This window comes from Pseudomonas sp. 22189 (assembly GCF_052045635.1).
Classification (GTDB): Bacteria; Pseudomonadota; Gammaproteobacteria; order Pseudomonadales; family Pseudomonadaceae; genus Aquipseudomonas; species Aquipseudomonas parakoreensis.
Genome location: NZ_JBQEPG010000017.1, coordinates 93470 through 105779, shown reverse-complemented (window position 1 = coordinate 105779; position 12310 = coordinate 93470). Strand labels below are relative to the sequence as shown.

The window sequence follows — 12310 nt, the reverse complement described above, 5'->3', positions numbered from 1 at the left end:
GACCGCCACTGCGCAAGACGTGGCGCGCAACGCCACCCAGGCGGCGCAAGCCGCCAGCCATGCGGATCAGGCCGCTGGCCAGGGCATGCAGATCGTCCGTGATACCTCGAATTCGATTGGTGCGCTGGCGCTGGAAATCGGCAAAGCCGTGGGCGTGGTGCAGACCCTGGCCAAGGACAGTGAAAAGATCAACGCGATCCTGACTGCCATTCGCGGGATCGCCGAGCAGACCAACCTGCTGGCGCTGAACGCCGCGATCGAAGCGGCGCGTGCCGGCGAACAGGGGCGCGGCTTTGCCGTGGTGGCGGACGAGGTGCGCAATCTGGCGCAGAAGACCCAGAAGGCCACCGAAGAAATCCAGAGCATGATCCAGCAACTGCAACAGGGCACCCGCGACGTGGTGCGGGTCATGGAGGACAGCCAGAACCGCACCGACGAAAGCGTGCAGCACGCGGCGAAAGCCGCCGAGGCGCTGGAGACGATTACTCAGGCGGTGTCGGTGATCAACGACATGAACACGCAGATCGCCAGTGCCGCTGAAGAGCAAAGCGCCGTCGCGGATGACATCAACCGCAATGTGATCAATATCGGTCAGGTGGCCAATGAAGTGGCGGGCGGTGCGGATGAGTCGAGTTCGGCGAGTGCCGGCCTGACCAAACTGGCGGAGCAGCAGCGGCGCTTGATCAATCAGTTCAAGGTTTAACAGCAAGGTCAAAAGATCGCAGCCTGCGGCAGCTCCTACAGGATCGATGCAGGAGCTGCCGCAGGCTGCGATCTTTTCGCTTTCACATCAACCCGGGGTCAGACACTCCGGCCCATTGAGCTTCGGATCATTCACCAGATTCGCCAGCACCCGCTCGCGCAATGCCGCCGGCTCACTGGCGAGCACGCCCTGCAGCACATGCAGCGGCGTCGCAGGATCGAGCCAGGCCGCCTGCCCCGCCTCATCGAGAATCAACGGTCGGCGCTGACTGGCCGCCGGCTGCGTGATGACGGCGGTGCTCAGCCACACCTGCTCCTGCACCGGATACGCCTCCCAGATCGCCGCGAAAAACAGCGATGAACCCTCACCCGGCGTCAGCCAGTACGGGCGCTTGCGCAGATTACCGCGCCATTCGTAGAAACCGTTGGCCGGCAGCAGGCAACGACGCAGGCGCAGCGCTTCACGGAACATCGGCTGTTCGGCGACCGTTTCCGCCCGGGCATGCGCCGGGGTTTTCGACAGATCGGTCAGCCACGGCGGCGTCAGCCCCCAACGGGCGCGAGCCAGCGTGCGTTGGCCGTCGGCCTCGGCGCGCAGCATCAACACCGAATCATTGGGAGAAATATTCCACTGCGCCTGCTGATCGGCGGGAAATCCGGGCAGGGCCGCGAAGTCGCGGTTCCAGCGAAACAGGGCATAACGTCCACACATGGGGCAACACGACTCAGCAATAAAACGAACGTCAGCCTAACAGACCAGCGTCCCGGGGAAGCTCTCCGGTTCATCGCCGGGCAGCGGCAGCGCGGCATTGTACGCGGTGATCAGCTCGCGGGCGTATTCGGCCTGATCGTTTTCGACCGACAACCCCAGCAGGCCAAAAATCGGCAACTCCCCCGTGCCGCCGAGCAGATCCCGGCCCACCAGGTGCGCCTCGATGCCTTCGCTGGCGAGCATGCCCTTGAGCATCTCGCCTTCCATCAGGTTTTCCGGCTCGTAGATTCGCTGCATGGGCGCCCCTCATTCGTTTTCACTGAACACTTCCAGAAACCAGTCCTCGCCATGCACCTGCAGGACAAAGGTGATCGGTCGACAACACACCTGACAGTCCTCGATGTAGGTCTGATCGCCGTCAGACAAGTCCACTGTTGTCTCGACCTCTTCACCACAATACGGACATTCATACAGTGCGCTTTCCAGCATCGCGGTCTCCCAGGTGACTTGTGCGTATAATCGCCGGTCTATTTGCAGGGCTATTTTTGTCTGGCTACTTTTTCAGACCGTGCCCCGTCGGTTTTCGATCAAAACCTTTACTTACCCTAGCCGTTTCCAACAAGAGAGCATGATGGGCGAATTCGATGCCATCCGACCTTACGACGACAGCGAAGTACCTGTGGTACTGGCAAGACTGCTCGGCGACAAGGCGTTTCTAGATATCCTCACCCACTTCCGCTTCCCGCGTTTTGCCGGTGCCTTCGGCTGGATGCTCAAACCACTTATAGCCCATCGGTTGCGTCGTGAGTTCGCCAGCGTGACCTCGGTGGCGACGTTGCAGGACAAGATCGAGTCCTACGTCGACCACACCATCGAGCGCGCCACCGACGGCGTGACCTACACGGGTGTCGAGCAATTCAAGTCCGGCAGCGCTTATCTGTTTATCGCCAACCACCGCGACATCGTGATGGACCCGGCTTTCGTCAACTATGCGGTGTACCACGCCGGCCTGCCGACGCCGCGCATCGCAATCGGCGACAACCTGCTGCAAAAGCCTTTTGTCAGCGATCTGATGCGCCTGAACAAGAGCTTCATCGTGCACCGTTCGATCACCGGGCGCCGCGAGAAGATGGCGGCGTATCAATTGCTGTCAGCGTACATCAACCACTCGATCCGCAACGATTGCGCCTCGATCTGGATCGCGCAGGCCGAAGGCCGGGCCAAGGACGGCGACGACCGTACCGAGTCGGCGATCCTCAAGATGTTCCACATGAGCCGCAAGGACGAGCCGTTCGGCGAAGTGATCCAGTCGCTGAACCTGACCCCGGTGTCGATCAGTTACGAATACGACCCGTGCGACCAGGCCAAGGCCCGCGAGCTGTATATCCGCGCCACCACCGGCACCTACGCCAAGGCACCGGGCGAGGATGACGTGAGCATCGCCAAGGGCATTACGGGCTACAAGGGCCGGGTGCACGTGAACTTCGCCGCGCCAATCACCGAGCTGTTCGAAGACACCAAGCAATTGGCGGTCGAGATGGACAAGCAGATTCTCGGTGGTTATCGCCTGTTCCCGGTGCATTACCTGGCATACGCGCAGTGGGCCGATGCCGATCCGCAACTGAACGTGCCGAAGGCTGCCGAAGTGTTCCCCGCCGACGAACTGGCCAAGGCGCAGGAAGAATGGCAGAGCCGTCTGGACGCCTGCCCTGAGGAGCACCGTCCTTATCTGGTGCTGCAATATGCGACGCCGGTGCGAAATCAGTACCGAGTGAAGGCCGGGTTACCGTTGTAAAACAAAAGCAAGATCAAAAGATCGCAGCCTGCAGCAGCTCCTACACCAATCTCCTGTAGGAGCTGCCGAAGGCTGCGATCTTTTGCTTTCAGAAGCGGGTGCTGATCCAGGAGACGATCAGGGCCAGGCCGAGGCAGGCAAAACCGAAGCGGTAGAAAAAGCGGTTCATGCGCAAGGTCGCCCAATCCAGAATCGGTTCGGCATTCGGTTGGGCCTGGCGCTGAGCGGCGATGCTGGCCATGGCGCGTTGTTCACGACGGCGAGTCGCATGCAGCAGCCAACTGCCCGGGAAAGCCAGAGCCAGCGCCAGCAGGTTGATCAATTTGGCGGGATGGGTGGTAAACAGCGTCATCAAGTGCAGCGACATCACAGACCTCGGAACTGAATCGGTGTGGCAGGCGCCCGATCGACGACCGCGGCGCGGATTCTACCGAAACACTCCGCCACCGCCCTACCCTTTGCGACAAATAACCTGACAATCGACCGATGGCTGTCTTGTGTCACGGCATCGTCATTTACATCGGCCACCATGCGCGCCTCGAAACACACATGGAACGCGACATGCTTCACGCCGAAAACCAGGATCGCCTGTACCTCATCACCCCGTCCGACGAACAACAAAGCCTCGTCGGCAGTCTCGCCTTCAATGTTCAGGATCGCCACTGGCTGGTGTATTGCGCCCTCGGCGGGCATCAACATGCGGATTTGCCGGAGACTGACCTGCTGACGGGCGTGAGCGTGCTCGACTTCTATTCACAAGCTGCCTGACCCACATCGTCCTCTGCAGGAGCTGCCGCAGGCTGCGATCTTTTGATGTTGTTTTAAAAATCAAAGTCAAAAGATCGCAGCCTTCGGTAGCTCCTACAGGGGATTAGCGTCGTCCTGCAGGCATGAAAAAGCCCGGTGCCATCACTGGCACCGGGCTTTTTCACATCAGCTGAACAGCTTATTCGGCGAGGATCTGACCCACGGTCGGGTCCTTGAACAGGCGAGTCAAGGCGTCGCTCAACACGTCGCTGACCAGCTTGGTGTTGGTTTCCTGGTTCGGCGCCATGCCGAAACGCTGGTCCAGCGAAGCGCCGTAGCGGCCGCTGTAACGACGGTTGCCGCTCTGCACGTCGGAACGGAAGGTCGCGCCGATGGTGGCCTCGGTCACGTACATGCCTTCTTTCGGCGACTGGTACTTGAGCTCGGTCAGGGTCACAGTCAGTTGCGGCGCATTCATCGCGTTGCTGGTCGGGGTAAAGCCGAGCAGACGCACGGCGGCTTCAGCCTGGGCCTGCAACTTCGGCAGGATCTGCTCACGCTGTACAGTGATGGCACTGGTTTCCGGGTACAGGCCGCCACGGGTGCCGAGGGTTGGCGACGGACGACCGTCAACCACGCGCACCACCACTTGCTGGCCATGGCCGACCGGGGCCAACTGCGTGGTCAGCTTCGGTTCCGGGCTCAGTTGTTGCGGGCTGTGGGCGCAGCCAACCAGGGTCAAACTGGTCACAGTGATCAAACCGAACAACAGGCGTTGCAACATGCTCTTTTCTCCAGAATCAGGCACAAACAGGCCGGCAGTATAGCGGTGGGCCACTGCGGGTCACCAGCACTCGACAGTGAATACTCAAATGTCTGACCCAGCCGTGAGAATGCGGTTCCTGTCACAGATTATTCACCGCCCATACACCTTGGCGTCACGGCCGCCTGGCAAGCTTCAAACCAGTCCCCAACAAGGTACTTGCCATGCGTTATCTGATCTCGTTGTTCGCGCCACGTCCGCTGCACCGCAGCTTCGCCCTGCTGGATCGCAACGGTCACTGCCAGGCCTTCAAACAGTGCAGCCTCAAGCCAATGGGTGACGGCTGGGTGGAAATCGAAGAAATCCGCCTCAACTGGTTGCACCAGCCGCTGCCCGCCAGCGCCCTGGTCACCGAGCAACAACCTCGCGCACGTGCCCAGGCGATGTTGAGCATCTGACCGGATGCCTAATAAAAGTCATTAAACTCGACCAACTGCCCGCATTTCTTCGATACAATCTCCCCCCGATTATAAGGACGTCTCCTGATCGGGCCCCGCAACACCGGCAATGCCCTGCATTCGCCATCAAAATCGCCCACAGAGAGCCGCCCACACAGATCGAGTGAAGTTGGCGCGCTTGCCTGTTCTTCCGGCAAAACCCCGCTTTTCGCGAATCTGCAGAGCTGTCATATGCTCGGCCACCGCGTTGTTTTGCCTTTGCGGGCACGGTGCCAGGCCTGGACAGCCCTTTTTTGAGGTTCACGTCTTCAAAAGAGCGTGAAAAAAACGGGTTTTCACAACTTCACAAGAGTGTGGCGAGCAAATGAATAGTTTTGCGTCTGAACATGCACCATTAGCGTCTGTAACAGCCCAACGACACAGGACCGGGGATACCTCGAACATCGGAGCCTGAAGCCTGTCCGCTACGGATTTGGTTGCACAAAACGGATGTCTCGACCATAAGTCGAATTGCCAGCCACGCGCTGAAATGAGTTCATGCAACTCTTGAAGCCAGGCCGCATGCATCCGTCGAAGTTGCGAAAAATTGCGAAGATTCGGACATGACGAACCTGACCATGGGTTATCCGGGGCGCAACTGACCTGCCCCGCCACGCCCTGGCAGCCATGCCGACAATTTGGTGCTGCAGATTTTGGAGACGCGTTAAATGGCGCATAACGAAGCAGTCGACGTAGTTCTGGTTGGGGCCGGCATCATGAGTGCCACCCTGGCAGTACTGCTCAAAGAACTCGACCCGACGATCAAGCTGGAAGTCGTCGAGTTGATGGATTCCGGGGCCGCGGAGAGTTCCAACCCGTGGAACAACGCCGGTACCGGCCACGCCGGCCTGTGCGAGCTGAACTACACGCCGCAGGCCGCCGACGGCAGCGTCGACATCAAGAAAGCCGTGCACATCAACACCCAGTTCGAAGTGTCCAAGCAGTTCTGGTCGTACCTGACCAAAAAAGGCACCTTCGGCTCGTGCAAGTCCTTCATCAGCCCGGTGCCGCACCTGAGCTTCGTCCAGGGTGACAAAGGCGTGTCGTTCCTCAAGGAACGCTTCAACGTGCTGCACAAGCACCACGCCTTCGCCGACATGGAATACACCGAAGACAAGGCCAAGATGGCCGAGTGGATGCCGCTGATGATGCCGGGCCGTTCGCCGGACGAAGTCCTGGCCGCGACCCGCGTGATGAACGGCACCGACGTCAACTTCGGCGCCCTGACCAATCAGTTGCTCAAGCACCTGACCAGCGCACCGGACACCCAGGTCAAATACTGCAAGCGCGTGACCGGCCTCAAGCGTAATGGCGCCGGCTGGACCGTCAGCATCAAGGACGTCAACAGCGGCAACAGCCGTGAAGTCGATGCCAAATTCGTCTTCCTCGGCGCCGGTGGCGCGGCCCTGCCGCTGCTGCAGGCTTCGGGCATCGAGGAAAGCAAAGGTTTCGGCGGCTTCCCGATCAGTGGCCAGTGGCTGCGCTGCGATAACCCGGAAGTGGTCAAGCACCACCAGGCCAAGGTCTACAGCCAGGCCGCGGTGGGTTCGCCACCCATGTCCGTGCCACACCTGGACACCCGCGTGGTCGACGGCAAGAAATCCCTGCTGTTCGGACCATACGCCGGCTTCACCACCAAGTTCCTCAAGCACGGCTCCTTCATGGACCTGCCGCTGTCGGTTCGCGCCGGCAACATCGGGCCGATGCTGGCAGTGGCGAAAAACAACATGGACCTGACCAAGTACCTGGTCAGCGAAGTGATGCAATCGATGGAGCAGCGTCTGGACTCCCTGCGCCGCTTCTACCCGGAGGCGAAAGCCGAAGACTGGCGCCTGGAAGTGGCCGGCCAACGGGTACAGATCATCAAGAAGGACCCGAAAAAGGGCGGCATCCTGCAATTCGGTACCGAGCTGGTCGCGGCCAAGGACGGCTCCCTCGCCGCCCTGCTCGGCGCTTCGCCAGGCGCTTCGGTGACCGTTTCGATCATGCTCGAGCTGATCGAGAAATGCTTCCCGGCCAAGGCCAAGGGTGAGTGGGCAGCCAAACTGGCGGAGATCTTCCCGGCCCGTGAAAAGGTTCTGGAAACCGATGCTGCGCTGTATCGCAAGATCAACACGCAGAACAACATCGCCCTGGAACTGGTTGAAGAAAGCAGCGAGACCCCAAGCTTCGCTTGATCTTGCGACATGAAAAACGCCCCGTACTCAGTGAGTGCGGGGCGTTTTTTATAGCCCTGAAAAACAAAAGATCGCAGCCTTCGGCAGCTCCTACAGGGTAAACACAAATCCAGTGTAGGAGCTGCCGAAGGCTGCGATCTTTTGATCTTGTCTTTTGATCTTAACCGCGAGCCTTGTCGATCAGCTCGATGTACTCGGCCGCGTTACGCTGGTCCTTGATCAGATCAACAAACGTCTGGCCCTGTTCATCCTTGCCATCAACGTCGTAACCGGCAGCCACGAAGAACGTCAGGAAGCGTTCGAAATCGTCGATGCGCAAACCACGATAGGCCTTGATCAGTTTGTGCAGCGACGGCGAAGTGGCGTCGACCGGCTCAAAATCGAGGAACAGCTTGATCTGCTCATCGCCGATCTCGTCACCAATCACCTGTTTCTTATCTTTACGCATTGCCGACTCCAGCTCGCAGACATTACACGGGGCGGGCAGTTTACCCCTGCCCAGCCACAAGGCTCAACGCGCACGAACGGCCCCGGTGTGCAGATCGGCCCAGATGTGGCCGTTGGCGTAACTGAGGAACTGTACATACACGGTGTCGTTGCGCAGCAGATCGACCACCACCCGGTATTGAGTCAGCGGGTAGAACAGGGTCAGGGTCTTGCTCTTGTCGTCATAAACCGGTTTTTTCAGGCTTTTGCTTTCGCCATCGAAATTGACCAGCACCTGGGTGATGGTTGCGCCCTTGTTCAGCGACTTGCCCTTGAGGCGGATCATCAGCGGTGAGGTCACCGGAATCGGCTGCTGATTGGACTGGCGTTGCGCACCGACCACCACCGAATAATCGGTGACCTGCAGCAGTTGTTGCTGCTCGGGTTCGGCATCACGCAGGGTCAGGTCGTCCGGCGGTAGAAACTGACTGTGCATCGGCGCCGGGGCGGCGGCCAGAGGCAGGCTGAGGGTCAGCAACAGGGCGGCAAAGCTGCGGATCAAGAGGCGCATGACAGGCTCCGGGGGCGGGGCCGAGCACTCTAGCATGGGATTAAAAGCAAAAGATCGCAGCCTTCGGCAGCTCCTACAGGGTGTACATCAATCCCCCTGTAGGAGCTGCCGAAGGCTGCGATCTTTTGATCTTGCTTACATGCCTTTAACGGCAAAGATCCCGTTGGCGTTACGCCAGTAGCCTTTGTAGTCCATGCCGTAACCGAAGATGTAGCGGTCAACGCACGGCAGGCCGACGAAGTCTGCCTTCAGGTCAGGACGTGCCTTGCGGTCGTGGTCCTTGTCGATCAGCACGGCGGTGTGCACTTTGCGCGCGCCGGCGTGTTTGCAGAAGTCGATGATCGCGCCCAGGGTGTGACCTTCGTCGAGGATGTCGTCGATGATCAGCACGTCGCGGTCGATGAACGAGACTTCCGGCTTGGCTTTCCAGAACAGGTCGCCGCCGCTGGTTTCGTTGCGATAACGGGTGGCGTGCAGGTAGGAGGCTTCCAGCGGGAACTGCAGATGAGTCAGCAGTTTGCCGGAGAAGATCAGGCCGCCGTTCATCACGCAGAACACCACCGGGTTGCTGTCGGCCAGTTGTTCGTTGATGTGTGCACCGACGCGGGCGATGGCGGCCTCGACTTCAGCTTCGGTGTACAGGCAGTCAGCCTCTCGCATGATTTGACGGATATGCTCGAGATCAGCGGACATGGCGCTCTCCAGGGGTGGCGGAATTGGAAAAGCGGGCAAAGGTACGCATCCCGCGAGGTCGAATCAAGCGTTAATGGACTAACGTACTCAATGTCCTATAGGACATCACCCTCGGATAGATTAATCTAGGCCGGTTTTTTTGCCCGCCGCCGGAGTTTTTCCATGCCCATCCTCGAGATCCGCCATCCGCTGATCCGCCATAAACTCGGCCTGATGCGCCGCGCTGACATCAGCACCAAGAATTTCCGTGAGCTTGCTCAGGAAGTCGGCGCCCTGTTGACCTATGAAGCTACCAAAGACCTGCCCCTGGAAACCTACGATATTCCAGGTTGGTGCGGCACCGTGTCGGTGGAGAAAATCGCCGGCAAGAAGATCACCGTCGTGCCGATCCTGCGCGCCGGCATCGGCATGCTCGAAGGCGTGCTGAGTCTGATCCCGGGTGCCAAGGTTTCCGCAGTGGGCGTCGCCCGCAACGAAGAAACCCTGCAAGCGCACACCTACCTGGAAAAACTGGTTCCGGAAATCGACGAACGGTTGGCGATGATCATCGACCCGATGCTCGCCACCGGCAGCTCCATGGTCGCGACCATCGACCTGCTGAAGAAAGCCGGCTGCAAGGACATCCGCGCAATGGTGCTGGTCGCCGCGCCGGAAGGCATTGCTGCCGTAGAAAAGGCTCACCCGGACGTGACCATCTACACCGCGTCCATCGATGAGCGCTTGAACGAGCACGGTTACATCATCCCTGGGCTTGGCGACGCCGGTGACAAGATCTTCGGCACCAAGCAGAAGGACGCGTAAACATGCAGCAAGAGTTCAACGATCCGCTCTGGCGCACGGTGCTGTCCGGTGCCCAGATGCTGTTCGTGGCTTTCGGCGCCCTGGTGCTGATGCCGCTGATCACGGGTCTTGACCCGAACGTGGCACTGTTTACCGCAGGTCTGGGGACGATCCTGTTCCAGATCGTCACCGGGCGTCAGGTGCCGGTGTTCCTCGCGTCGAGCTTTGCCTTCATCACTCCGATCATTCTCGCCAAGGGCCAGTTCGGCCTCGCCGCGACCATGGGCGGCGTGATGGCGGCCGGTTTCGTCTATACCTTCCTCGGCCTTGCCGTGAAGATCAAAGGCACCGGTTTCATTGACCGTCTGCTGCCACCGGTAGTGATTGGTCCGGTGATCATTTCCATCGGCCTGGCCATGGCGCCGATTGCCGCGAACATGGCAATGGGCAAGGCGGGTGATGGTTCCGAGCTGATCCATTACCAGACCGCGATGATGATCTCGATGCCGGCGCTGCTGACCACGTTGATCGTGGCGGTGTTCGGTAAAGGCATCTTCCGTCTGGTGCCGATCATTTCCGGGGTGCTGGTCGGTTTTGCCATGTCGTTTTATTTCGGCGTGGTCGATACCGCGAAGATTGCTGCCGCGCCATGGTTCGCCCTGCCGCACTTCACGGCACCCGAGTTCAACTGGCAGGCGATCCTGTTCATCGTTCCGGTGGCGCTGGCGCCGGCCATCGAACACATCGGCGGCGTCATTGCCGTGGGCAGCGTGACCGGTCGTGATTATCTGAAGAAGCCGGGCCTGCATCGCACCTTGCTGGGTGACGGCATCGCTACCACGGCCGCCGGCCTGTTTGGCGGCCCACCGAACACCACCTATGCCGAAGTGACCGGCGCGGTGATGCTGACCAAGAACTACAACCCGAAAATCATGACCTGGGCGGCGATCTTCGCCATCACGCTGGCGTTCATCGGCAAGTTCGGCGCGCTGCTGCAAAGCATTCCAGTGCCGGTGATGGGCGGAATTCTGTGCCTGCTGTTCGGCTCGATTGCCGCGGTGGGGATGAACACCCTGATCCGCCACAAGATCGATCTGGGCGAAGCGCGCAATCTGGTGATCGTCTCGGTGACTCTGGTGTTCGGTATCGGCGGTGTGCTGGTCGGCACCGGCACTGGCCCCGACGACTTCGGCCTCAAAGGCATCGCGCTGTGCGCGGTGGTGGCGATTGCGCTGAACCTGATCCTGCCGGGCAATGACAGCTGGAAGCACAAGAAGGCGGATGAGCCGCTGATCTAAGGCTTTAGATCTTTATTGTCTGACAGATAGCTTTCGCGAGCAGGCTCGCTCCCACATTGATCTTCGGTGCGCTGAAGATCCCCTGTGGGAGCGAGCCTGCTCGCGATGCTTTCAGAGGGCCAACGGCGCTCTCTCGCACAGGGTTGCCAACGCCTTCGCCCATTGCGGGTCGTCATTCAGGCACGGCACCAGCACCAACTCCTCGCCCCCCGCTTCGCGGAACTGTTCCTGGCCGCGATCACCAATCTCTTCCAGCGTCTCGATGCAATCGGCGACAAACGCCGGGCACATCACCAGAATCTTTTTCACGCCGCTTTTCGCCAGCTCATCCAGCCGCGCCTCGGTGTAGGGTTCGATCCACTTCGCCCGCCCCAGACGCGACTGAAACGACACCGACCATTTGCCATCGGCAATGCCCGCACGCCTGGCGAACTCGGAGGCGGTGCGTAGGCACTGGGCGCGGTAACAGGTGGCCAGTACAGCCGGCGAGGCATTCTTGCAGCAGTCTTCGTTTTTGAGGCAGTGATTGCCCGTCGGATCGAGCTTGGTCAGGTGCCGCTCTGGCAAGCCATGGAAGCTCAGCAGCAAGTGATCGTAGTCCTGCTGCAAGTGCGGTTGGGCACTGGCGACCAGTGCATCGAGGTATTCCGGCTGATCGTAAAACGGTTGCAGCACCGACAGTTTCACGTCGAGCTTGTTCTCGCGAATCACCCGCTTGGCTTCTTCGATCACCGTGGTGGTGGTGCTGTCGGCGAACTGTGGATAAAGCGGCGCCAGCGTAATGCGCTTGTGCCCGGCGGCGACCAGTTGCAGCAATTTCGTTTCAATCGACGGCTCGCCGTAACGCATGGCCAGCTCCACCGGGCCATGGGTCCACCGGGTGGTCATCTGCTGCTGCAGACGACGGCTCAGCACCACCAGCGGCGACCCCTCCTCCCACCAGATCGACGCGTAGGCATGGGCCGATTGTTCGGGGCGCTTGATCAGGATCAGCGACACCAACAGCCGCCGCACCGGCCACGGCAGGTCGATCACGTACGGGTCCATCAGAAATTGATTGAGGTAGCTGCGTACATCGGCCACCGAAGTGGAGGCCGGGGAGCCCAGGTTGACCAGAAGCAAGGCGTGATCGGTCATGCATCGTCCTAT

At 60.0% G+C, this 12310-nt stretch carries 15 protein-coding genes and 1 pseudogene; 7 read left to right on the top strand and 9 right to left on the bottom strand.

Annotated features, from left to right (window positions below; all coding sequences use genetic code 11):
* Nucleotides 1-184: 184 nt before the first annotated feature.
* Nucleotides 185-703: pseudogene (locus ACTJKS_RS19115) on the top strand (methyl-accepting chemotaxis protein); the annotation flags it as partial.
* A gap of 87 nt (nt 704-790) precedes the next feature.
* Here the strand turns inward: ACTJKS_RS19115 and ACTJKS_RS19110 are convergent.
* Genes ACTJKS_RS19110 through ACTJKS_RS19100 form a run of 3 tightly spaced genes read right to left on the bottom strand, consistent with a single transcriptional unit; the run spans nt 791 to nt 1903 of the window.
* Nucleotides 791-1414, bottom strand: coding sequence for an SOS response-associated peptidase (locus ACTJKS_RS19110; protein WP_108183763.1), 624 nt, complete (start codon nt 1412-1414; stop codon nt 791-793).
* A 36-nt stretch (nt 1415-1450) separates the two neighbouring features.
* A complete protein-coding gene (locus tag ACTJKS_RS19105; RefSeq protein ID WP_003228093.1) occupies nt 1451-1711 on the bottom strand; it encodes a putative signal transducing protein in 261 nt (86 codons plus the stop codon).
* Between the two features lie 9 nt (nt 1712-1720).
* Nucleotides 1721-1903, bottom strand: a complete 183-nt coding sequence (locus ACTJKS_RS19100; protein WP_108183764.1) for a CPXCG motif-containing cysteine-rich protein — start codon at nt 1901-1903, stop codon at nt 1721-1723.
* 142 nt (nt 1904-2045) lie between these two features.
* On the opposite strand from ACTJKS_RS19100, the gene ACTJKS_RS19095 reads away from it, so the two are divergent.
* Nucleotides 2046-3209 carry a 1-acyl-sn-glycerol-3-phosphate acyltransferase gene (locus tag ACTJKS_RS19095; RefSeq protein WP_262949119.1) on the top strand — a complete coding sequence of 388 codons (1164 nt, stop codon included), beginning with the start codon at nt 2046-2048 and terminating at the stop codon, nt 3207-3209.
* 88 nt (nt 3210-3297) lie between these two features.
* On the opposite strand, the gene ACTJKS_RS19090 is transcribed toward ACTJKS_RS19095, so the two are convergent.
* Entirely contained in the window at nt 3298-3576 is a 279-nt protein-coding gene (locus ACTJKS_RS19090) for a hypothetical protein (protein ID WP_198760052.1), read from the bottom strand.
* A 194-nt stretch (nt 3577-3770) separates the two neighbouring features.
* Here ACTJKS_RS19090 and ACTJKS_RS19085 point away from each other — a divergent pair, with 194 nt between their 5' ends.
* Nucleotides 3771-3977: a hypothetical protein gene (locus tag ACTJKS_RS19085; RefSeq protein WP_047296561.1), complete on the top strand. Its 207-nt coding sequence runs from the start codon at nt 3771-3773 to the stop codon at nt 3975-3977.
* 178 nt (nt 3978-4155) lie between these two features.
* On the opposite strand, the gene ACTJKS_RS19080 is transcribed toward ACTJKS_RS19085, so the two are convergent.
* On the bottom strand, nt 4156-4740 hold the full coding sequence (locus tag ACTJKS_RS19080; protein WP_025109324.1) for a YajG family lipoprotein: 585 nt from the start codon (nt 4738-4740) through the stop codon (nt 4156-4158).
* A gap of 203 nt (nt 4741-4943) precedes the next feature.
* Here ACTJKS_RS19080 and ACTJKS_RS19075 point away from each other — a divergent pair, with 203 nt between their 5' ends.
* Together ACTJKS_RS19075 and mqo are read left to right on the top strand one after the other, a co-directional pair.
* Entirely contained in the window at nt 4944-5177 is a 234-nt protein-coding gene (locus ACTJKS_RS19075; protein WP_262949120.1) for a hypothetical protein, read from the top strand.
* 707 nt (nt 5178-5884) lie between these two features.
* Nucleotides 5885-7393 (top strand): malate dehydrogenase (quinone), encoded by a 1509-nt coding sequence (gene mqo, locus ACTJKS_RS19070; protein WP_041072424.1) that lies wholly within the window; start codon nt 5885-5887, stop codon nt 7391-7393.
* Between the two features lie 160 nt (nt 7394-7553).
* Here the strand turns inward: mqo and ACTJKS_RS19065 are convergent, their stop codons facing one another.
* From ACTJKS_RS19065 to ACTJKS_RS19055, 3 genes are all read right to left on the bottom strand, one after another.
* Nucleotides 7554-7841: a PA4642 family protein gene (locus ACTJKS_RS19065; RefSeq protein ID WP_041072426.1), complete on the bottom strand. Its 288-nt coding sequence runs from the start codon at nt 7839-7841 to the stop codon at nt 7554-7556.
* Nucleotides 7842-7904: 63 nt separating this feature from the next.
* The gene (locus tag ACTJKS_RS19060) at nt 7905-8390 is read right to left on the bottom strand and encodes a hypothetical protein (protein ID WP_262949121.1); all 486 of its coding nucleotides are present in this window, start codon (nt 8388-8390) and stop codon (nt 7905-7907) included.
* Between the two features lie 135 nt (nt 8391-8525).
* Nucleotides 8526-9083, bottom strand: coding sequence for a hypoxanthine-guanine phosphoribosyltransferase (locus tag ACTJKS_RS19055; RefSeq protein WP_041072430.1), 558 nt, complete (start codon nt 9081-9083; stop codon nt 8526-8528).
* A gap of 162 nt (nt 9084-9245) precedes the next feature.
* Between ACTJKS_RS19055 and upp the strand changes: the two genes are divergently transcribed.
* On the top strand, nt 9246-9884 hold the full coding sequence (gene upp, locus ACTJKS_RS19050; RefSeq protein ID WP_041072432.1) for a uracil phosphoribosyltransferase: 639 nt from the start codon (nt 9246-9248) through the stop codon (nt 9882-9884).
* A gap of 2 nt (nt 9885-9886) precedes the next feature.
* Nucleotides 9887-11161: a uracil-xanthine permease family protein gene (locus ACTJKS_RS19045; RefSeq protein WP_007951684.1), complete on the top strand. Its 1275-nt coding sequence runs from the start codon at nt 9887-9889 to the stop codon at nt 11159-11161.
* 111 nt (nt 11162-11272) lie between these two features.
* Here ACTJKS_RS19045 and hemH read toward each other — a convergent pair whose 3' ends face one another.
* On the bottom strand, nt 11273-12298 hold the full coding sequence (gene hemH / locus ACTJKS_RS19040) for a ferrochelatase (RefSeq protein ID WP_086791609.1): 1026 nt from the start codon (nt 12296-12298) through the stop codon (nt 11273-11275).
* Nucleotides 12299-12310: the final 12 nt, after the last annotated feature.